The 20,747-nt window shown below is 75.3% G+C and carries 15 protein-coding genes; 10 read left to right on the top strand and 5 right to left on the bottom strand.

Annotation, left to right across the window (positions count from 1 at the left end):
• Window positions 1-17: 17 nt before the first annotated feature.
• The 3 genes from IEZ10_RS04265 (at window position 18) to IEZ10_RS04255 (ending at window position 4,277) form a co-directional block, all read left to right on the top strand.
• A complete protein-coding gene (locus IEZ10_RS04265) occupies window positions 18-2,078 on the top strand; it encodes an acetyl/propionyl/methylcrotonyl-CoA carboxylase subunit alpha (protein WP_189245676.1) in 2,061 nt (686 codons plus the stop codon).
• Between the two features lie 82 nt (window positions 2,079-2,160).
• Window positions 2,161-3,114: a hydroxymethylglutaryl-CoA lyase gene (locus IEZ10_RS04260; protein ID WP_189245155.1), complete on the top strand. Its 954-nt coding sequence runs from the start codon at window positions 2,161-2,163 to the stop codon at window positions 3,112-3,114.
• A gap of 5 nt (window positions 3,115-3,119) precedes the next feature.
• Complete coding sequence (locus IEZ10_RS04255) at window positions 3,120-4,277, top strand: acyl-CoA dehydrogenase family protein (protein WP_373287372.1); 1,158 nt, start codon at window positions 3,120-3,122, stop codon at window positions 4,275-4,277.
• 136 nt (window positions 4,278-4,413) lie between these two features.
• On the opposite strand, the gene IEZ10_RS04250 is transcribed toward IEZ10_RS04255, so the two are convergent.
• Window positions 4,414-5,553 carry a DUF5685 family protein gene (locus tag IEZ10_RS04250; protein WP_189245153.1) on the bottom strand — a complete coding sequence of 380 codons (1,140 nt, stop codon included), beginning with the start codon at window positions 5,551-5,553 and terminating at the stop codon, window positions 4,414-4,416.
• A gap of 294 nt (window positions 5,554-5,847) precedes the next feature.
• On the opposite strand from IEZ10_RS04250, the gene IEZ10_RS04245 reads away from it, so the two are divergent.
• Window positions 5,848-7,230, top strand: coding sequence for a glycoside hydrolase family 6 protein (locus IEZ10_RS04245; RefSeq protein WP_189245152.1), 1,383 nt, complete (start codon window positions 5,848-5,850; stop codon window positions 7,228-7,230).
• 157 nt (window positions 7,231-7,387) lie between these two features.
• Here the strand turns inward: IEZ10_RS04245 and IEZ10_RS04240 are convergent, their stop codons facing one another.
• Entirely contained in the window at window positions 7,388-8,002 is a 615-nt protein-coding gene (locus tag IEZ10_RS04240) for a MarR family winged helix-turn-helix transcriptional regulator (protein ID WP_189245151.1), read from the bottom strand.
• Window positions 8,003-8,079: 77 nt separating this feature from the next.
• Here IEZ10_RS04240 and IEZ10_RS04235 point away from each other — a divergent pair, with 77 nt between their 5' ends.
• Entirely contained in the window at window positions 8,080-8,508 is a 429-nt protein-coding gene (locus tag IEZ10_RS04235; protein WP_189245150.1) for a DoxX family protein, read from the top strand.
• A 314-nt stretch (window positions 8,509-8,822) separates the two neighbouring features.
• Here the strand turns inward: IEZ10_RS04235 and IEZ10_RS04230 are convergent, their stop codons facing one another.
• The 3 genes from IEZ10_RS04230 to IEZ10_RS04220 form a co-directional block, all read right to left on the bottom strand.
• Window positions 8,823-10,586: a hypothetical protein gene (locus IEZ10_RS04230; protein WP_189245149.1), complete on the bottom strand. Its 1,764-nt coding sequence runs from the start codon at window positions 10,584-10,586 to the stop codon at window positions 8,823-8,825.
• A 64-nt stretch (window positions 10,587-10,650) separates the two neighbouring features.
• The gene (locus IEZ10_RS04225; protein WP_189245148.1) at window positions 10,651-11,601 is read right to left on the bottom strand and encodes a carbohydrate kinase family protein; all 951 of its coding nucleotides are present in this window, start codon (window positions 11,599-11,601) and stop codon (window positions 10,651-10,653) included.
• Between the two features lie 7 nt (window positions 11,602-11,608).
• On the bottom strand, window positions 11,609-12,547 hold the full coding sequence (locus tag IEZ10_RS04220; RefSeq protein WP_189245147.1) for a pseudouridine-5'-phosphate glycosidase: 939 nt from the start codon (window positions 12,545-12,547) through the stop codon (window positions 11,609-11,611).
• Between the two features lie 463 nt (window positions 12,548-13,010).
• Here IEZ10_RS04220 and IEZ10_RS04215 point away from each other — a divergent pair, with 463 nt between their 5' ends.
• The 5 genes from IEZ10_RS04215 (at window position 13,011) to IEZ10_RS04195 (ending at window position 20,704) form a co-directional block, all read left to right on the top strand.
• Window positions 13,011-14,528: a phytoene desaturase family protein gene (locus IEZ10_RS04215; protein ID WP_189245146.1), complete on the top strand. Its 1,518-nt coding sequence runs from the start codon at window positions 13,011-13,013 to the stop codon at window positions 14,526-14,528.
• Between the two features lie 137 nt (window positions 14,529-14,665).
• Window positions 14,666-15,406, top strand: coding sequence for a response regulator transcription factor (locus tag IEZ10_RS04210; protein WP_189245145.1), 741 nt, complete (start codon window positions 14,666-14,668; stop codon window positions 15,404-15,406).
• The gene (locus IEZ10_RS39770) at window positions 15,403-16,812 is read left to right on the top strand and encodes a HAMP domain-containing sensor histidine kinase (protein WP_189245144.1); all 1,410 of its coding nucleotides are present in this window, start codon (window positions 15,403-15,405) and stop codon (window positions 16,810-16,812) included. The genes IEZ10_RS04210 and IEZ10_RS39770 overlap by 4 nt, the downstream gene beginning before the upstream one ends.
• A 287-nt stretch (window positions 16,813-17,099) precedes the next feature.
• A complete protein-coding gene (locus IEZ10_RS04200; RefSeq protein ID WP_189245143.1) occupies window positions 17,100-18,353 on the top strand; it encodes a glycosyltransferase in 1,254 nt (417 codons plus the stop codon).
• A complete protein-coding gene (locus IEZ10_RS04195; RefSeq protein WP_189245142.1) occupies window positions 18,350-20,704 on the top strand; it encodes a glycosyltransferase family 39 protein in 2,355 nt (784 codons plus the stop codon). Before IEZ10_RS04200 ends, IEZ10_RS04195 begins: the two co-directional genes overlap by 4 nt.
• The last annotated feature ends 43 nt before the right edge of the window (window positions 20,705-20,747 follow it).

The raw sequence follows: 20,747 nt of genomic DNA, 5'->3' as shown, positions 1-20,747 counted from the left end.
CCCCCGCCCGGTCCGGGATGTTCGACACCGTCCTGATCGCCAACCGCGGCGAGATCGCCCTGCGCGTCATCCGGACGCTCCGGAGGCTCGGAGTCCGCTCCGTCGCCGTGTACAGCGACGCCGACGCCGGCGCCCGGCACGTCCGCGAGGCCGACGTCGCGGTCCGGCTCGGCGGCGGCTACCTCGACATCGACCGGATCCTGGCCGCCGCCGCGGCGACCGGCGCCCAGGCCGTGCACCCCGGATACGGCTTCCTGGCGGAGAACGCCGTCTTCGCCCGGCGCTGCGCCGAGGCCGGCCTGGTGTTCGCCGGCCCGCCGCCCGAGGCCATCGAGGCCATGGGCGACAAGATCCGGGCCAAGGAGACCGTGGCCGCCGCCGGGGTCCCCGTCGTGCCCGGCGGCGCCGAACCCGGCGACGACCTCGTCGCGGCGGCCGAGCGGGTCGGCTTCCCCGCGCTGATCAAGCCGTCCGCGGGCGGCGGCGGCAAGGGCATGGTGCTGGTGCGCTCCGCCGGGGAGCTGCCCGAGGCGCTGGCGTCGGCCCGCCGTACGGCCGCCGCCGCGTTCGGCGACGCGACCCTGCTGATCGAGCGGTTCGTGGACAACCCCCGCCACATCGAGATCCAGGTGATGGCCGACGCGCACGGCAACGTCGTCCACCTCGGCGAGCGCGAGTGCAGCCTTCAGCGCCGCCACCAGAAGATCATCGAGGAGGCGCCGTCCCCGCTGCTCGACGACGCCGCCCGGGCCCGCATGGGCGCGGCGGCGGTCGAGGCGGCCAGGGCCGTCGGCTACGTCGGCGCCGGCACCGTCGAGTTCATCGTCCAGGGCGCCACCGGCGACTACTACTTCATGGAGATGAACACCCGCCTGCAGGTCGAGCACCCGGTCACCGAGCTGGTCACCGGTCTGGACCTGGTCGAGCTGCAGCTGCGGGCCGCCGCCGGCGAGCCGCTGCCGCTCACCCAGGACGAGGTACGGCTGCGCGGCCACGCCGTGGAGGCCCGCGTCTACGCCGAGGACCCCTCCCGGGGCTTCCTGCCGACCGGCGGCCGGGTCCTGGCGCTGCGCGAGCCCGAGGGCGTCCGGGTCGACTCCGGCCTGATGACCGGCGGGACCGTCGGCAGCGACTACGACCCGATGCTGTCCAAGGTGATCGCCTGGGGTCCCGACCGGGCGAGCGCGCTGCGGCGGCTGGACGGGGCGCTCGCCGGGACGGTCGTGCTCGGCGTGCCGACCAACGTCTCCTTCCTGCGCGCCCTGCTCACCCACCCCGAGGTGGTCTCCGGAGCCCTCGACACCGGCCTGGTCGAGCGCCACCTCGGCGAGCTCGCCGCGGGCGGGGCCGTCCCCGCCGACGTGCCGGTCGCCGCCGCCCTGCTCCTGCACCACGAGCGGGTGCCCGCCGCGCCGGCCGACCCGTGGGACGTGCCCGACGGCTGGCGGCTCGGGGGCGCGGCGTGGACCGCGTGGCGGCTGGAGAGCCGCGACGGCGTGTCCGAGGTGCGGGTGCGCGGGCTCCCCGGGTCTCCCGCCGGAGCCGAGGTGAGCCCGGCCGCCGGCGGGGCCGGTGAGGACCGGGGCGCCGGGGACGCCGGGAACGCAGAGGCCGCGGGGACGGCCCGCGCCGCCGGGCCTCAAGGGGACGCCGGCGCCGTACGGGCGACGCTGGTCCTGGACGGCGACGACCTGCTCGTCACCCTGGACGGCGTCCGCAGGCGCTACGCCGTCGCCCGTGACGGCGACACCGTCTGGCTGGGCCGCGACGGCGCCGCCTGGGCCCTGACCCGCCACCACCTGGGCGACCCCGGGGACCGCGCGGGCGCGGGCGGCGCCGCCGACGGCGTGGTCCGCAGCCCCATGCCCGGCACGGTCCTGGTGGTCAAGGCCGGGGTCGGGGAGAGCGTCGCGGAGGGCCAGCCGCTGGTCATCGTCGAGGCGATGAAGATGGAGCACACCGTGACCGCGCCGATCGCCGGAGTCGTCGCCGAGCTGCCGGCGCGGGCCGGCCAGGCGGTCGACATGGACGCCGTGCTGGCGGTCGTCCGGCCGCGGGACGAGAAGGAGGAGCGGTGACGCGCGGGCCGTACACGGTCGCGGCGGGACGGGACACGGCGCGCGGGCGGCACATCGCCGCCGCGCCGGGACGGGAGGCGTGATGCGCGAGCCGTACGCGGTCCGGGAGGCCGGGCTGCCCGACCGGGTCACGGTCTACGAGGTCGGGCCGCGCGACGGGCTGCAGAACGAGAAGGCGGTCGTACCCGTCGAGGTCAAGGCCGAGTTCGTCACCCGGCTGGCCGCGGCCGGGCACCGCGTGATCGAGACGACCAGCTTCGTGCACCCCAAGTGGGTGCCCCAGCTCGCCGACGCCGCCGAGCTGCTGGGCCTCGTCGAGAAGGTCCCCGGCGTGCGCTACCCGGTGCTCGTCCCCAACGAGCGCGGCCTGGACCGGGCGCTGGAGCACGGCGTCGAGGAGATCGCGGTCTTCGCCAGCGCCACCGAGACCTTCGCCCGCCGCAACCTCAACCGCACGCTCGCCTCGCAGTTCGAGATGTTCGAGCCGGTCGTGGCGCGGGCGCTGGAGAACGGCCTGCGGGTCAGGGCGTACGTGTCGATGTGCTTCGGCGACCCCTGGGAGGGCCCCACCCCGGTCGGCCAGGTGGTCGAGGTCGGCCGCAGGCTGCTCGACATGGGCTGCTTCGAGCTGTCGCTCGGCGACACGATCGGCGTCGGCACCCCCGGGCACGTCACCGCGCTGATCGGCGCGTTCGGCGGGCCCTCGCGGCTGGCCGTGCACTTCCACGACACCTACGGCCAGGCCCTGGCCAACACCCTGGCCGCGCTGCGGGCGGGCGTGACCGTGGTCGACGCCTCCACCGGCGGCATCGGCGGCTGCCCGTACGCCGACAGCGCCACCGGCAACCTCGCCACCGAGGACCTGGTGTGGATGCTGCACGGCCTCGGCGTCGAGACGGGTCTCGACCTCGCCTCGCTGGTGGAGACCAGTACCTGGCTGGCCGCGAGGCTCGGCCGTCCCAGCCCGTCCCGGGTCGTCCAGGCGCTGGGGGAGACCCCCACCGGCGGTACGGCCGACCACGACGTCAAGGAGTAGTGACGATGCCCAAGCTCGGCGACGAGTACGAGGAGCTGCGCAAGACCGTCGAGGCGTTCGCCCGCGACGTGGTCGCCCCGGTGATCGGGGACTTCTACGAGCGCGAGGAGTTCCCCTACGACATCGTGCGGCAGATGGGCGCGATGGGCCTGTTCGGCCTGCCGATCCCCGAGGAGCACGGCGGCATGGGCGGCGACTACTTCGCCCTGTGCCTCGCCCTGGAGGAGCTGGCCCGGGTCGACTCCAGCGTGGCCATCACCCTGGAGGCCGCGGTGTCGCTGGGCGCGATGCCGATCTACCGGTTCGGCACCGACGCCCAGCGCGCCGAGTGGCTGCCCCGGCTGGCGGCGGGCGAGGCGCTCGGCGCCTTCGGCCTCACCGAGCCGGGCGGTGGCTCCGACGTGCCCGGCGGTATGCGCACCACCGCCGTGCTGGACGGCGGTGAGTGGGTGATCAACGGTTCCAAGGCGTTCATCACCAACTCCGGCACCGACATCACCGGCGTCGTCGGGGTGGCCGCCATCACCGGCCGCCGCGCGGACGGCAGGCCGGAGATCTCCACGATCCTGGTGCCGTCGGGCACGCCCGGCTTCACCGTCTCCAAGAAGTACTCCAAGGTCGGCTGGAACGCCTCCGACACCCGCGAGCTGTCCTTCTCCGACTGCCGGGTCCCGTCGGCCAACCTGCTCGGCGAGCGGGGCAGGGGCTACGCCCAGTTCCTGCAGACCCTCGACGAGGGCCGCGTCGCCATCGCCGCGCTCTCGGTCGGCCTGGCCCAGGGCTGCGTGGACGAGTGCCTGCGCTACGTCCGCGAGCGTCAGGCGTTCGGCCACCCGATCGGCCACTACCAGGCCATCCAGTTCAAGATCGCCGACATGGAGACCCGGACCCACACCGCCCGCCTGGCCTACTACCACGCCGCCGAGCGGATGCTGGCCGGGGAGCCCTTCAAGAAGGAGGCGGCCATCGCCAAGCTCGTCTCCAGCAACGCCGCCATGGACAACGCCCGCGACGCCACGCAGATCTTCGGCGGGTACGGCTTCATGAACGAGTATCCGGTCGGCCGCTTCTACCGCGACGCCAAGATCCTGGAGATCGGCGAGGGCACGAGCGAGGTCCAGCGCATGCTCATCGCCCGCGAACTGGGCCTGTCCGACCTCTGACCCGCCGGTACGGTGGCCGGAGCGTCGGCCCGGCCACCGCGGGGAGGACTTCGGCGCGCGGCCACCGCGGGGAGGACCTCGGTCCGGCCCTCGGCGAACGTGGCCGAGCGCCTGAGGGAGCGAGCTTTCCGTACGGTCAGCAGTCGCAGCCGCAGCCGTCGCAGCCGCACCCGTCGTCGCCGCAGCAGCTACAGCAGTCGCAGCAGTTCCCGCAGTTCGAGCACGCGTCGCACCCGCTGCAGTCGCAGCGGTCCCAGCACGACCTGTAGCGCTCCTCGTCCCACGGCGGCCGGTACAGCCCGCAGGTGCAGCAGGCCATCGCGGCGCACGCCATCGACAGCAGGCCCCCCGGGTCGGGCTTGAGGCGCGGGTCACGCGGCGGCGCCTCGGGAGGTCCGGGCGCCCCGGGGTCCTCCTGCCGTTCCCGGTCCGCCAGGGCGAAGACGCGATCGGCCGAGCGCCGGGTCTCCTTCACCAGCAGCGCCCGCACCAGCGTGCGCCGCTCCAGGTCGAGGTCGGCCACGGCCAGCTCCAGGCCGAGCAGCGCGTCGTCGGCGTGCCGCCGGGCGGCGGCGAGGTCGGTGCCGGAGGCCGTCAGCGGGTTGTAGGCGCCCGTCGCCCGGTCGGCGGCCAGGTCCTCCACCGCGTCGAGCAGGTGGGCCAGGCGGCCGAAGTGGCGTCCCGCCTCCATGAGCGTCTCGCGGTTGTGCGGTTTGCCGGCGAGCAGCGCCGTGTGCCCGAAGGCGGCGGCGACCGCCTCCCCGGTGGGCGCGGTGAGCGCCGGCAGTCCCAGGCCCGGGGTGCCCTCCAGACGCGTCTGCGCCTCGGCCGCGCGCAGCAGCGGCTCGGGGACGAATCCCAGGTCGCCGGCCGTACGGGTGCCCGCGGCGGACCAGCGGGCGGCGACCTTCCCGGCGACGAGGGCCACGGGGCGACGGGCGTAGGCGCCGTCGCCGTCGGCGACGTGGTCGGCGACCTTGCCGGCCGCCAGGATCAGCGAGACCGCCGCGGCCAGCCGTACCCCTTCGGCCTCGGCGACGTCGGCGCCCTTGAAGCCGCGCAGAGCGCACGCCCCGGCCCGGCGGCGCGCGGCGGGGGTGGTCGTCTGCGCCTCGGTGAGGACCGAGACGAGCAGGCCGTCGTAGTTGGTCACCAGCCGGGCGGCGTGGCCGTGCTCGTCCCGCAGGGCCAGGCAGAGCCCGCACAGGTGGGCCATCCACTCCTTGAACAGCCCGCCGCACATCCCGTGCCGGCACGGCCGAACGATCCCAAACACATGAGCTCCTTGGTGCGAGTGGGATAAATGGTGCCATCTATCGGTCGCACCGCATGCAGAGATCCCGCTCGGCCGGGATCTCCTCCTCGGTCACCGGGAGGTGCCCGGCCTCGGCCGCCGGCCGCCGGTTCATGATCTCCGTTCTCTGTGGGGAGTGAAACTTTCAACGGTTCCGGGAGCCGTAGCCGCAGGTCGTGACTGCGGACCGGCGGGGGTGGACGGCCTTCGCTGGAGGCGGGGGAGGCGGACTCGTTAATGTGGGAGCGCTCCCACCCCCCGTCCAAGGAGTCCCCCATGCGAAGAAGGCCGATCCTGGCCGCACTCGGCGCGGCCCTCGCCGTGGCGACCGGCGTCGCGGCGTCCCTGGCCTCCATGGCCTCAGTGGCCTCCGGCGCCGCCGCGGCCGACTCCTCCTTCTACGTCGACCCGGACACCGGCGCGGCCAAGTGGGTCGCGGCCAACCCCGGCGACTCCCGCACGCCGGTCATCCGCGACCGGATCGCCGCCGTCCCGCAGGCCCGGTGGTTCACCACGACCAACACCTCCACCGTGCGCGGCCAGGTGTCGGCGTTCGTCGGCGCCGCCGCGAGCGCCGGCAAGACGCCCATCCTGGTGGTCTACAACATCCCCAACCGCGACTGCAGCGGCGCCAGCGCCGGCGGCGCGCCGAGCCACACGGCCTACCGGCAGTGGATCGACGAGGTCGCGGCGGGCCTGCAGGGACGCCCGGCGTCGATCATCCTGGAGCCCGACGTCCTGCCGATCATGACGAACTGCATGAGCTCGGCCCAGCAGCAGGAGACCAACGCCTCCATGGCGTACGCCGGGAAGAAGCTCAAGGCCGCCTCGTCGGCGGCGAAGGTCTACTTCGACATCGGCCACTCGGGCTGGCTGTCGGCCTCCGACGCCGCGGCCCGGCTGAAGGCGGCCGGCATCGCCGACAGCGGTGACGGCTTCTCCCTCAACGTCTCCAACTACCGCTGGACCTCCACCGAGGTCGCGTACGCGAAGAACGTCATCTCCGCCACCGGCGTCTCCCGGCTGCGCGCCGTGATCGACACCAGCCGCAACGGCAACGGGCCACAGGGCAGCGAGTGGTGTGACCCGGCGGGCCGGGCGATCGGCACGCCGAGCACGACCGGCACCGGCGACCCGATGATCGACGCGTTCCTCTGGATCAAGCTTCCCGGCGAGTCGGACGGCTGCATCGGCCCTGCCGGGCAGTTCGTGCCGCAGCGGGCCTACGACCTGGCCATGGCGGCGCCGCAGCCCTCCACCTCGCCGACCCCGACCGTCACCCCGACGGCGACCCCGACCGTCACGCCCACCTCCACCCCGACCCAGACCCCCACCACGCCCCCGCCCGGAGACCGGTCCTGCGCGGCCGACTACAGGATCGTCAGCTCCTGGCAGGGCGGCTTCCAGGCCGAGGTGACGGTACGGAACACCGGCGCCCAGGGCATCAACGGCTGGACGGTGAGCTGGACCTTCCCCGGCGGCCAGACCGTCACCCAGCTCTGGAACGGGAAGTACACCCAGAGCGGCGCCGCCGTCACGGTGCGGAACGCCGACTACAACGGCGCCCTCCCGTCCGGGACCACCACGTCCTTCGGCTTCACCGGCAACGCGCCCGGAGCATCCGGCGTGCCGGCCTCGGTCGGCTGCGCCGCCGCCTGACCCGGCGGCGCGGTCCCGGAACGGTACGGCTCGCGCGGACCGAGCGCTCCCGAGCGCGGGCCGTACCGGCTCTCCTCCCGCCCTGCGGCCCTCACGGCGCCGCGGGGCGGTCTCGTGCGTGCCCGTCTCGTTCCCGCCGTTCGGACGTCGGCGGCGTTCAGGCGCCGGCCGCGCCGGTGCCCGCCGTACTCGTCGTGCCCGCCATGCCCGTCGTGCCCGTCGTGCCCGTCGTGCCCGCCATGCCCGTCGTGCCCGTCGTGCCCGCCATGCCCGCCGTACTCGTCGTGCCCGTCGTGCCCATGGGATCGTCCCCGTAGGGGGACGCCATCACCGCCGCGGCCTTGGACATGATCCGCGTCATGCCGGCCAGCTCCTCGGGGGTGAGCTGGTCGATCAGGAACGCGCGGACGACGGCCACGTGGCCGGGGGCGGTCTTCTCCAGGCAGCGCATGCCCTGGTCGGTCAGCACGGCGAGGACGCCCCGCTCGTCGGAGGGGCAGGCCGTCCGCGCGACGAGGCCGCGTTTCTCCAGCCGGCCGACCTGGTAGGTGAGCCCGCTCTTGGAGACCACGGCGCTGCGTGCGAGCTCGGTCATGCGCATGCGGCGCCCGGGGGCGGCCGAGAGCTTGGCGAGGATCTCGTACTGGGCGTGGGTCAGCCCCGAGTCGGCCTTCAGCTGCTCCTCGATGCGCCGTTCAAGCAGGTGAGAGGCGGTGAGATAGGCCATCCAGGCGCTCATCTCGGCCTCGCTCAGCCATGGGGTGTCCGTCACGGATCCAGTGTATGGGTTGTTCGAATTTGAACTACCGGCTAGGTTTGGTTCAAATTGGAACTAACGAAGGAGCGGCAATGCTCGACCGGATTCGGCCCTTCGCCCTGCTGCTGGGGCGGATCGGCATCGGAGTGATCTTCCTCGTCCACGGGTGGCAGAAGTTCACCACCATGGGGATCTCCGGGACGACGGCGTTCTTCGAGCAGATCGGGATTCCGCTGCCGGGCCTGGCCGCTCCGGCGGTGGCCGTGCTGGAGGTCGTCGGCGGGATCGCGCTCATCGTCGGCGCGGCGCTGCCGGTGTTCGGCGTCCTGCTCGCCCTGGACATGATCGGCGCGATCGTCTTCGTCCACGGGGCCAACGGCTTCGCGGCCGACAAGGGGGGATACGAGTTCGTCCTGGCCCTCGCCGCGGCGGCCCTGGCCATCGGCTTCAGCGGCGGCGGGGCGCTGGCCGCGGACGGCCTGTGGCGGCGTGGCCGCCGGACCGAGGCCGTGACCGTCTGAGACGGACCCGCCCGGCACGGGAGCGTGGGCGGCCGGACATCGGGCGCGTGATGCGCGGCCGGGGAGCTCCGGCGCGGGGGTGCGCGGCCGGGGAGCTCCGGCGCGGGGGTGCGGGCGGGGAACACCCGGCTCGGGAGAACGGGCGGGGAACGCCCGGCGCGGACGAGAACGCCCGGCACGGGGGAGCCCGTGCCAGGGGGGGGGCGGACGCCGCACGGGACCGCCGCGGTGCGATGCCGCACCGCGGCGGTGCCCACGGGACGAAGGGAACGGCCCCGACCTCCGGCCGGGGCCGCGGGGGACGGCCGGGCGGCTCAGCCCGGAAGCTGGGCCTCCAGGCGGTAGCCGTCCACGGTGACGTACACCTGGTCGCCCGGCCGGGCGTTCAGGCGCATGAGCACCGGCTGGAGCGAGTCGAAGACCGGCTGGTCGCGCCAGACCAGCACCACCGCGTTGTCGCCGGGGCCGGTCACCGACAGGAGCGTGCCCGGGCGCATGCCGAGCCTGGTGGCGTACCCCTCGGGCACCGCCACCGGGCCGCCCCGCAGGTGCTCGCTGGTCACCTCGATCCGCTGCCAGCGGCTCGGGTCGGTGACCGGGCCGGAGGAGCTCGGCGGACCGGCCGGCGGGTGCAGCGGGGCCCGGCGGCTGGAGACCAGATGCGGGCGGCCGTTGCCGGACAGGGCCGACAGGGTCGCCAGCGCGGCGCGCGGGTCGATGGAGTCGGGGCTGACCTGCGGAACCGGCTGGCCGCCGCGGTGGTGGTGGGCGTTGGCGCCCGGGGTGCGGCGCGGGAGCTGCCCGCCCTGGCCGGGGGAGCCGGCGCCGCCCTGCGGGGCGCCCTCGCTCCCGGCCGGGGAGTTGTTGAGGGCGACCAGCCACGCCGGGGCGGAGTGGGCGCGGATGCCGAGCTGGCGCTCCATGAGCGCGACCACGTCGGCGTCGGACGGCTGCCCGGCCAGCAACTTGCGGGTCCGGTCGCGCAGGCCGCCGAGGTCGCCGACGACCAGCCAGCCGTCCTGGAGCCGCCGGTCGGGCATGAGCGTGACCAGCACCCGCCACAGCGGCGTGCGGAGCGTGGGGACCTCGATCGGGTGCGCCGGGTCGGCCGCGATGAGCTGCTCCTCGGTCGCCGCCGCGCCCAGCCACTCGGTGAGCCCGAACATGTGGCCGGTGAGCGGGGCCGACTCCGGTGAGCGCAGCCACAGCAGGATGCGCTCCTCGGCGGTGCGCTGGGCCGCCGACAGCGCGTCGCGGCCGGCGTCGAGCCGGTGGGCGAGCGCGCGCAGGCTGATCGGATCGACGGCGAACAGCCGTTCCACGGCGACCGCGAGCTCCAGCGGGTTCCAGCCGCGGAACATGTTCTCCACCAGGCGGACCAGCGGGTAGTCGCCGAGATCCACCTGCGGCCGCGCCGGCTCCTGCGCCGCGGCGGGCGCGGCCTGCGGTACGGCCGGCGCGGCGGGCTGCGGCGCGGCGGGCGCGGGGGACTGCGCGGGCACCGAGACCGCGGGCGGCGCGGACGGCGCGGCCGGGGCCTGCCGCTCCGGGGCCGCCGGAGCCGCCGCGGGGGCGGGCGTCTGCCCGGTGACCGGGCGGTTCTCCACGGCCGTTCCGGCGGCCGTCCCGGCCTGCTCGGCGACCCCGGAGATCCCGGGAACCCGGCCCAGCACCTCCTGGAACACGGCCGTCACCACGACCTCGGGGGTGGCCTGACCGGGCGCGCCGCCCAGGTCGGCGGAGGTCAGCCGGCGCAGCCGGGCCCAGCCGCCCAGCGCGGAGATGGCCGCGCGGGCCGGCTCCGGCCACCCGGGCAGGGTGGGGTCGACGGTGTGGACGTGCAGGGCGGGCAGCACGTCGCTCAGCGGCAGGTGATCCCAGCGCGACACGGAGAGCCGGGCGAGCCGGTCGCAGATCCAGTCGAGCCCGGCGGTGCCGAGGGCCTTGGTGAGGGTGACCGAGGACCACCAGCCGGCGGGCAGGCGGGGATCGGAGAGGGCTTCGGCGACCTGCTGGGGCCTGCTCCAGCGCAGGGCCGGTACCAGATCACTCAGGCAGATCGATGAATCGGCATCCATCGGTGGACCGCAACCTCCCCAAAGTGACGCATGTGGCTGATGGTGCAGCTTACGCCGCAAGCTATCAATTGGTGATAAGAGGATAAAGCTGGTTGGTACCCACTTCGGACCCGGCGACGCGCGGCCGTCCGCCGACGGCGGCCACCGCCTCGGCTCCGGCCCGGCGCCCCGCGTCCAGCGCGGCCTCGTCGTCAGCCCCTCTCAGCAGGGCGGTCAACAGGCCCGCGGCGAACGCGTCACCGGCCCCGGTCGAGTCAACCACTTCCGCGGGCAGTCCGGGAACCCGGGCGGTCAACTTTCCACCGCGGGCCATCAGCGCCCCCCGGGAGCCGAGCTTCACGGCGGCCGCGCCGTACCGCAGGCTCAGCCGCTCGGCGGCGCGCTCGGGGGAGGACTCGCCGGTGAGCAGGCGCGCCTCGTCGAGGTTCGGGACGATCAGCCGGGCGGACAGGGTCTCCTCGACGAACCGCCCGGCGCCGAAGGACCGCAGGAACCCCGTCGAAGCCGGATCGACGCTGGCCGTGACGCCGCGCCGGGCGGCCTCCGCCAGGGCCAGCCGGGAGAGCTGGAGCCCCGGCTCGGCGAACAGGGTGTAGCCCGAGAGGTGCAGGTGGCCGACCCCGTCGAGCAGGCTCTCGTCCCAGTCGTCGACGCCGATGTGCCCGCCCGCGCCCCGGTTGGTGAGCATGGAGCGCTCGCCGGTCACGTCGACCATGGCGATCACCACCGCGGTCGGCCGCTCAGGGTCCACCCGCAGGTGCGGGCGCACCCCCCGGCGCCGCAGCTCGGCGGCGTGCCACTCGCCCGTGTCGAAGCCGACCCGGGTCAGGATCCGCGCGTCGGCGCCCAGGTGGGCGGCCCAGGAGGCCGTGTTGGCCCCCGAGCCGCCCGGGCGCAGCACGATGTCGGCCGCCGTGTCGGTCCCGACGGCCAGGTGGGCCAGGGCGGTGCCGCCGTGGAGCGCGACGACGTCGGTGACCACGTCACCGATGACCAGCAGACCGGCTGTGCTCACGGCGTCCTCAGTTTCCCCTGCTCCACGCCGCCGCGATCAGCCCGGCGACGCGGGCGTTGCCCCGCACGGCCGCCAGGTTGGCCTCCAGGGAGGCGCCGTCGGTGCCCTTGACGAGGTAGCTCAGCAGGAACGGGGTGATCGCCTGGCCGCTGACGCCCTGCCGTTCGGCCGCCTCCAGCGCCTCGGCGAGCACCCGGTCGTGCAGGGCCGGGTCGAGCTGCCGGTCGCGCGGCACCGGGTTGGCGACGATCAGTGCGGTCTCCGGCCCGCCGAGCGCGTCCTGGGCCCGCATGACGCCCGCCGCCTCCTCCGGGGTCTCGATCCGCCAGTCCACGCGCTCGCCGGAGGTGTGCAGGTAGAAGCCGGGGAACTCGTCGGTGCCGAAACCGGCGACGGTGATCCCGCGCGTCTCGAACCGCTGCAGGGTCGCCGGGACGTCCAGGATCGACTTCACCCCCGCGCAGACGACGGTGATGCGGGTACGGCTCAGCATGTCGATGTCGGCCGACTCGTCCTGGGTCTCGACCCAGCCGCGGTGCACGCCGCCCAGGCCGCCGGTGGCGAAGACCCGGATGCCCGCGCGGGCGGCCAGGAACGAGGTCGCCGATACCGTCGTCGCGCCGCTGGCCCGCAGCGCGGCGGCGGCGGGCAGATCGCGGAAGCCGAGCTTGCGCAGCCCCGGTTCGGTGGCGATCCGCTCCAGCTCGCCCTCGTCCAGGCCGATGCGCGCCACCCCGTCCAGCACCGCGATCGTCGCGGGCACCGCCCCGGCGTCCCGGACGATCCGCTCCAGCTCGGCCGCGACCTCGAGGTTGCGGGGCTGGGGCAGGCCGTGGGAGATGATCGTGGACTCCAGAGCCACGACCGGGGCGCCCCGCTCCAGTGCCTCGGCCACCTCGCCGGACGGTCGGAGCGCGCTTTCGATGGGCTGGTGGGTGGTACGCATGAGCGGTCTCTGTCTCCCTGTGCGGGCCGGCTCGTCGCCCTTTTGGAACGGTGTAACCGGGATTGCTGCTTCCGGGGTGATCACGTTACGGCCGTCCCGGTGGGACGTCCACCCGTAGAGCCGCCGGGAACGCCGCGCCCGCGCGCCGGTCGCGCGGCGCGGGGCGCGGCGGGGTCCCGTTCCCTTCCCGGGGTCGACGCCTCCCACCGGCGGCGGGAGCGCGGCGGCCGGTGACACCTCCCTCTCTCCGGAGGAGTACCCGCCTTACCGCCTGAGCGGTAAACAGAAATGACCTATAGACCGTTTTGTCGCCTTCGCTATATGGTGCCGGGCATGGCGCTCATCGAGGTGGCGGACGCGCTCCGTCCGGAACCGCACCGGCAGACGGGCCTCTGACCCGCGGCCGCACCCGGCCCGATCCCCCGGTCCCAGCCCGGTCCCAGAACCTCCCAAGGGGTGACGCGTGTTCCGTTCCCGCTACGACGCAGTGATCGTGGGAGGCGGCCACAACGGCCTGGTCGCCGCCGCCTACCTCGCCCGCGCGGGCCGCCGGGTCCTGGTGCTGGAGCGCCTGGACCACGTGGGCGGCCTCGCGGTCTCGGCGCGGGCCTTCCCCGGCGTGGACGCCCGCCTGTCGCGCTACTCCTACCTCGTCAGCCTGCTGCCCTCGAAGATCGTCTCCGACCTCGGGCTCCGGCTGGAGCTGCGCCGCCGCCGCTACGCCTCCTACACCCCCGCCGGGGACACCGGCCTGCTGGTCGACCACGGCGACGAGGCCCGCACCGCGGCCTCATTCGCCCGGGTGACCGGAGGAGAGGCCGACCTCGCGGCCTGGCGGCGCTTCTACGCGCTGACCGGGCACGTCGCCGGACGCGTCGCGCCGACCCTGCTGCACCCCCTCATGGACCGCCGGGCCATGCGCGACCTCGTCGGCGAGGAGGCGTGGCGGGAGCTGTTCGAGCGGCCGATCGGCGAGGTCGTGGACGAGCGCTTCGCCGACGACACCGTACGGGGGGTGGTGCTCACCGACGCCCTGATCGGCACCTTCGCCGACCCCGGCGACGACGGCCTGCTGGCCAACCGCTGCCTGCTCTACCACGTGATCGGCGACGGCACCGGCGACTGGAACGTCCCGGTCGGCGGCATGGGCGCGGTCTCCGGCGGTCTCGCCGACGCCGCGCGCTCGGCCGGGGCCGAGATCCTGACCGGCGCCGAGGTGCTCGCCGTCGACCCCTCCTCGGGCGAGGTGACCTTCCGCGACACCGGCGGCGAGCATGCGGTGCGCGGCACGCGGGTCCTGGCGAACGTGCCGCCCGCCGTGCTCGCCCGGCTGCTCGGCGGCGACGGGTCCGCGCCGGAGGGGTCGCAGCTGAAGGTCAACATGGTGCTCTCCCGGCTGCCGCGGCTCAGGGACGCCGAGGTCGACCCGGTGGCGGCCTTCAGCGGCACCTTCCACATCAACGAGGGCCGCGAACAGCTCGCCCGCGCGTACGCCGAGGCGTCCGCCGGGCGGATCCCCGCCCTGCCCCCGGCCGAGGTCTACTGCCACTCGCTGACCGACCCGTCCATCCTCGGCGCGGACCTGCGCGCCGCCGGGGCGCAGACGATGACCCTGTTCGGCCTGCACATGCCGGCCCGGCTGTTCCGCGAGGACCCGGCCGGGGCGCGCGAGGCCGCGCTGCGGGCCACCCTCGCCTCCGTCGACTCCGTGCTCGCCGAGCCGATCGGGGACTGCCTGCTGCGCGCCCCCGACGGGAGCCCGTGTCTGGAGGTCAAGACCCCGGTGGACCTGGAGGACGAGGCGGGACTGCCCGGCGGGCACATCTTCCACCGTGACCTGTCGTGGCCGTACGGCGAGCCGGGCAAGTGGGGGGTGGAGACCGCCTTCGAGCGCGTCCTGCTCTGCGGCGCGGGCGCCCGGCGCGGCGGCGGCGTCAGCGGCATCCCCGGCCACAACGCCGCCATGGCCGTCCTGTCCTGAGCGCCGTCCTCGAGCGCCGTCCCGTCCTGAGCGCGGCCGTACGGCCCGGCCCGCCCCGATGACCGGCGGGCCGGCGGGGGTGAAACAGGGAGCGGGCGTTCATCGGGCTCTCATGTCGGGCGTCTAGCGTGGGGGCCATGGGTGACGGTGGTGCGGCGCGGGTGCTGGTCGTGGACGACGAGCCCGCGCTCAGGGAGGCGCTGCAGAGCAGCCTGGAGTTCGAGGGCTACCACGTCGGCGTCGCCCCCGACGGGCAGGAGGCCCTGGCCGTCCTCGCCCGGGAACCGTACGAGCTGGTGCTGCTGGACGTGATGATGCCCCGCCTGGACGGCCTGACCGCGTGCCGGCGGCTCCGGGCGGCCGGCAACCACGTTCCGGTGCTCATGCTCACCGCCCGCGACGCGGTCGGCGACCGGGTGTCCGGGCTGGACGCCGGGGCCGACGACTACCTGGTCAAACCGTTCGAGCTGGACGAGCTGCTGGCCCGGGTCAGGGCGCTGCTGCGCCGCGGCGCCCTCGCCGCCTCCGCCGCGCCCGGCGGCGGCGGTCCGGGCGGCCCCGGTGGTTTCGGCGATGCCGTGCTGGCCTGCGGCGACCTGCGGATGGACACCGCGGGCCGGGAGGTCACCCGGGCGGGCGGACGGCTGGAGCTGACCCGCACCGAGTATCTGCTGCTGGAGCTGTTCATGCTGCACCCGCGCCAGGTGCTCACCCGCGAGCAGATCCTCAGCGAGGTGTGGGGCTTCGACTTCGAGCCGTCGTCCAACTCCCTCGACGTCTACATCATGTACCTGCGCCGCAAGACCGAGGCGGGCGGCCGTCCCCGCCTGATCCACACCGTCCGGGGCGTCGGCTACGTCCTGCGGGCCGCGCCGTGAGACGCCGCCGCTCCCTGCGCTCGCGGCTGACCCTGCTGGTCGCGGCGGCCGTCGCGCTGGCGATCGCGGTGTGCGCGGGCGCCTGCTGGTTCATCGTCCGCGGCGCGCTGCTGAACCAGGTGGACCGTTCCCTGCTGGAGAAGCCCAAGGGAGCGTCGGCCGGCGCCCAGTGGATGCAGGACTACTGCGCGGGCAACCTGCCCGCCCTCCCCCCGCTGCCCGATCTGCCCGGGTCCCCCCCGGGCACGTTCCCGGACCGGCCCAGGCCGCCGCGGGTCCTCCCGGTGCAGGTGATCGACGCGCAGGGAGGCAGGTGCGTCGTCGGCGGGCTCGCCGTCACGGTGACCCCGGCCGACCGCACCCTGGCCGCCGCCCCCGAGGGAAGGTGGGCGCTGCGGGACGGCGCCGCCGAGGACGGCACCCCGGTGCGGGTGCTCACCACGGGCGCCGGATCGGGCCTGGCGGTGATGGAGTCGCGGTCGCTGGCCGAGTTCCAGTCCACGCTGACCACGCTCGCCTGGATCCTCGCCGGGGTGGCCGCCCTCGGCGTGGTCGGCGCCGCCTGGGCCGGGCTGCTGGTCTCCCGTACGGCGCTGCGCCCGGTCGGCCGGCTGGCCGAGGCCGTCGAGCACGTCGCCAGGACCGAGGACCTCGGCACCCGCATCCCCGTGGAGGGCACCGACGAGATCGCCCGCCTCGGCGCCTCGTTCAACGCGATGACCGCGGCGCTGGCCGGCTCCCGCGAGCGGCAGCGGCGGCTGATCGCCGACGCCGGGCACGAGCTGCGCACCCCCCTCACCAGCCTGCGCACCAACGTCGACCTGCTGCTGCGCAGCGAGAACACCGGCCGCCCGCTGGACACCGAGCCCAAGCGCAGGCTGCTGGCCGGGTTGAAGGCGCAGTTCGAGGAGCTGTCCACGCTGGTGGGGGACCTGCTCCAGCTCGCCCGCGGGGACGGCGACCACGAGCCGCACGTGGAGTTCGCCTTCCACGAGGTGGTGGAGTCCGCCGTCCGCCGCGCCCGGCTCCGCGCCCCCGGCACGTCCATCGAGACCGGCCTCGCCCCCTGGTACGTCCACGGCGACCAGGCCGCCATGGAGCGGGCGGTGGTTAACCTGCTGGACAACGCCGTGAAGTTCTCCGGGGGCCCGGTCACCGTACGGCTGCGCGACGGCGAGCTGACCGTGCGGGACGCGGGGCCGGGCATCCCGCCCGAGGAACTGCCCTACGTGTTCGACCGGTTCTGGCGGTCGTCGTCGGCGCGGAGCATGCCCGGCTCCGGGCTGGGACTGGCCATCGTGGCGCAGACCGTACGGGAGGCCGGGGGGCGGGTCGCCCTGGAGAACGCCCCGGGCGGCGGGATCCTGGCCCGGATGCGCCTGCCCGGCGCGGCCCGCGAGGCGTGACGCCGCCCCCGGCCCTTCCCTTTCCTGCCGGCGAGCCGGTCCCGGGCCGCCGCCGGTCCTCGCCGGCCGGTCCCCGTTCCCGCCGGGCCGGGCCGGGCCGGGCCGGGCCGGGCCATGGAAGGTCAGCGCGGATCCCAGTCGTTTGCAAGATCGCTTCAGCATCCTCAGACGCCTTCACGGATTTTCTCACCGGCCGTTAACGGACGCCTCAGGTCCGTCAAAGACCGCCGGGTGAGCCTTGGGCCCATGAGAAGAGATCCGAGTCCCGGCTCACGGAGGGCGGTGTGATGGGGGTGACGGCACCGGCGCGGACCCGGCTGGTCGAGGTCGTGGTTCCCGTCCACAACGAGCAGCGGGTGCTCGATGCCAGCGTCCGCCGCCTGCACGCCTACCTGACCGGCACCTTCCCCTACGGCTTCCGCGTGACGATCGCCGACAACGCCAGCACCGACGCCACCTGGGAGATCGCCACGCGCCTGGAGCGCGAGCTGCCCCACGTGCGGGCCGTCCACCTGGACGCCAAGGGTCGTGGGCGGGCGCTGCGGCGGGTGTGGTCGGCCAGCGACGCCGACGTCGTCGCCTACATGGACGTCGACCTGTCCACCGGCCTGGACGCCTTCCTGCCGCTGGTCGCCCCGCTGCTGTCGGGCCACAGCGACCTGGCCATCGGCACCCGGCTGGCCAGGAACGCCAACGTGGTCCGCGGCCCGAAGCGGGAGCTGATCTCCCGTGCCTACAACCTGCTGCTGCGCTCGGCGATGGGGGCCGGCTTCTCCGACGCCCAGTGCGGGTTCAAGGCGGGCCGCACCGAGGTCGTCCAGGCGCTGCTGCCGGCGGTCGAGGACGAGGAGTGGTTCTTCGACACCGAGCTGCTGCTCCTGGCCGAGGGGCACGGCCTGCGCATCCACGAGGTGCCGGTCGACTGGGTGGACGACCCCGACAGCCGGGTGGACATCCCGCGCACCGCCCTGGACGACCTGCGGGGGATGGCCAGGGTGGCGAGGAGGGCCCTGCGGGGCGCGGCCCGCCTGCCGGTGCCGCCGCGGGTCCGCGCGGCCCGCCTCCCCCGGGGCATGGCCCGCCAGCTCTCCGGCTTCGCCGTCGTCGGCGCCGTCAGCACCCTGGCGCACCTGGGCCTGTTCGTCGCCCTGCGCCAGGTGACGCCCGCGGTGACGGCCAACGCGGTGGCGCTGTTCGTCGCCGCCGTCGCCAACACCGCCGCCAACCGGCGCTTCACCTTCGGCGTCACCGGCCGCGCCGGCGCGCTGCGCCACCAGCTCGAAGGCGGCCTGGCGTTCGCCGTCGGGCTGCTGCTGAGCACCGGCGGCCTGGCGCTGCTCGGCCGCCTGCTGCCCGGCGCCTCCGCCACGGCCGAGGTCGTCGCGCTCGTCGCGGCCAACGCGCTGGCCACACTGGCCCGCTTCGTGCTGCTGCGCGTCTGGGTCTTCAACCCGCGCCGGGCGAACGCCTCCGGCTCCACCGGGACGAACGCCTCCGGCTCCGCCGGGACGACCGGTTCCGCCGGGGAGGTCGTCCGATGAGCGCCCGCGTCACCCCCGGGGACGTCCCCGGCACCCCGTCCGGCTCCGCGCGGGAGACCTTCCGGGCCGGAGCGCCGGACACCTCGCCCGGTCCCGCCACCGCCGCACCCGCCGTCGTCACCGCGACGCCGCCGGACGGCGGGAGGTTCCGCGCCGCCGTGCGGCGGGCGGCCCTCGGCGCCCCCGGCGACCCCCGCTGGGCGAGGCCCGGCCTGTGGGCGGTGCTCGCGTCGGCCGCCGTCCTGTACACCTGGGCGCTCGGCCGCAACGGGTACGCCAACGACTACTACGCCGCCGCGATCCTGTCGGGCACCCGGAGCTGGAAGGCGTTCTTCTTCGGCGCGCTGGACGCCGGGTCGTTCATCACCGTGGACAAGCCGCCCCTCGCGCTGTGGGTGATGGGGCTGCCGGCGAGGATCTTCGGGTTCGGGACGTGGAGCATGCTCCTGCCCCAGGCGCTGGCCGGCGTCGCGGCCGTGGGGGTCCTGTACTCCGCGGTGCGGCGCGCGCTGCCCGGCACGGCGGGCCACGCGGCCGCCCTGCTCGCCGCCCTGGTGATGACGCTGACCCCGATCACGGTGGCGATCAACCGGGACAACAACCCCGACACCGTCCTCGTCCTGCTGCTGGTGGCCGCCGCGTGGCTCTGCCAGGAGTCGGTCCGCACCGGCCGGACGCGCACCCTCGTGCTGTCCGCCGTCGCCGTCGGCCTGGCTTTCAACACCAAGATGCTCCAGGCGTACCTGGTGGTCCCGGCGTTCGCCGCGGTCCATCTGTTCCTGGCCCCCGGTACGGTGGCCCGCCGCCTGGGCCGGCTGTCGGCCGCCGGGGCGGCGCTGGTCGGCTCCAGCGCGTGGTGGATGGCGATCGTGGACCTGTGGCCGGCCGGAAGCCGCCCCTACGTCGGCGGCAGCTCCGACAACTCCGTCTGGGACCTGGTCGTCGGCTACAACGGCCTGGGCCGGATCTTCGGCGGTGAGGGAGGGCCGCCGGGACGCGGCGCGGCGGGGAACCCGCCCACGGGCGTGCCCGCGGACCCGCCGGAGGGCCTTCCCCGGTATCTGCTGGGCGGCCCCGGCGGGGGCGGCGGGTTCGGCGGCGCGCCGGGCGCCGGGCGCCTGTTCAACGACATCCTGGCCGGGCAGATCTCCTGGCTCCTGCCGTTCGCCGCGCTCGCCCTGGTCGCCGGGCTCGTCCTGGCCTTCCGCGGCTCCCTGCGCGGCGCCCGCGCGGCCCTGCTGCTGTGGGGCGGCTGGCTGGCCGTCCACTACGTGGTCTTCAGCTTCGCCGAGGGCATCTTCCACCCGTACTACACCACCGCGATGGCCCCGGCGGTCGCCGCGCTGACCGGCGTCGGCGGGGTGCTGATGTGGCGGGCGGCCCGGCGCTCGCGGGCCTGGGCCGCGGTGCTCGCGGGCGGCCTCGCGGTCACCGGGGCGTGGTCCTTCGCGGTGCTGCGCCGCAGCCCGGACTTCGCGCCGTGGCTGGCGTGGGTGGTCGCCGCCGCGGCGGCGGTCGCGGCGGCGGCGCTGCTCCTGACCCGCCTCGGCGGGCGTGCCCGGCGGCTGGTCGCGGCGACCGTACTGGTCACCGGGTCGTTCACCGGCCTCGCCGGTCCCGCCGCGTACGCGCTGACCCCGCTGGGCTCGCCCGTCATGGGCACCAATCCCACGGCCGGCCCGGCCGGAAGCGGCATGCCCGGCATGCCGGGCGGCGCCCGGGGCGTGCCCGGCCGCTTCCTTGAGGGGACCGGCGCGGACGGCCCCGGGAACGCCCTGCCCGGCGAGGCGGGGGAGCGTTCCTCCGGCGAGGGGACCGGCGACGGCTCCGGCGCGTCCGGGCCGCGCCTGGTCAGGGGCGGCCCCGGCGGAGAGATCGACCGGAAGCTGCTCGACTACCTGGAGCGGAACCAGGGCGGCGCGACCTGGCTGGTGGCCGTGGACAGCGCGCAGAGCGCCGCGTCGGCCATCCTGTCCACCGGCCGGCCCGTCATCGCGATGGGCGGCTTCAGCGGCTCGGATCCGGCCATGAGCATGGCCAGGATCAAGGAGTTCGTCTCCTCGGGGCGGCTCCGGTACGTGCTGCCCGGCGGCGGTCCCGGCGGTTCCGGCGGCCGGGGCGGGTCGGACGGGCCGGGTGAGTCCGGCACGTCCGGTGGGTCCGGCCGCTCCGCGGGGACGGCCGAGGGTTCCGGCGCTCCGGACGCGGCGGGCCCGTCAGGCGGACCCGGCGGGCCCGGGGGCCGGGGGAACTCGGAGGCGCTCGCCTGGGTCCAGGCGAACTGCGCCGTCGTCCCGGCGGCCGAGTACGGCGGGACCGGAGAGGACCGGCCCCTCTACCGCTGCGGTTGAACCGCCGGGGACGAACCGGAATCCGGCGCGGAACCGGTCCGGA

The organism is Streptosporangium pseudovulgare (assembly GCF_014648055.1).
GTDB classification, from domain to species: Bacteria; Actinomycetota; Actinomycetes; order Streptosporangiales; family Streptosporangiaceae; genus Streptosporangium; species Streptosporangium pseudovulgare.
The sequence above is the reverse complement of the archived record's forward strand: the minus strand, read 5'-3'. Positions and strand labels throughout refer to the sequence as shown.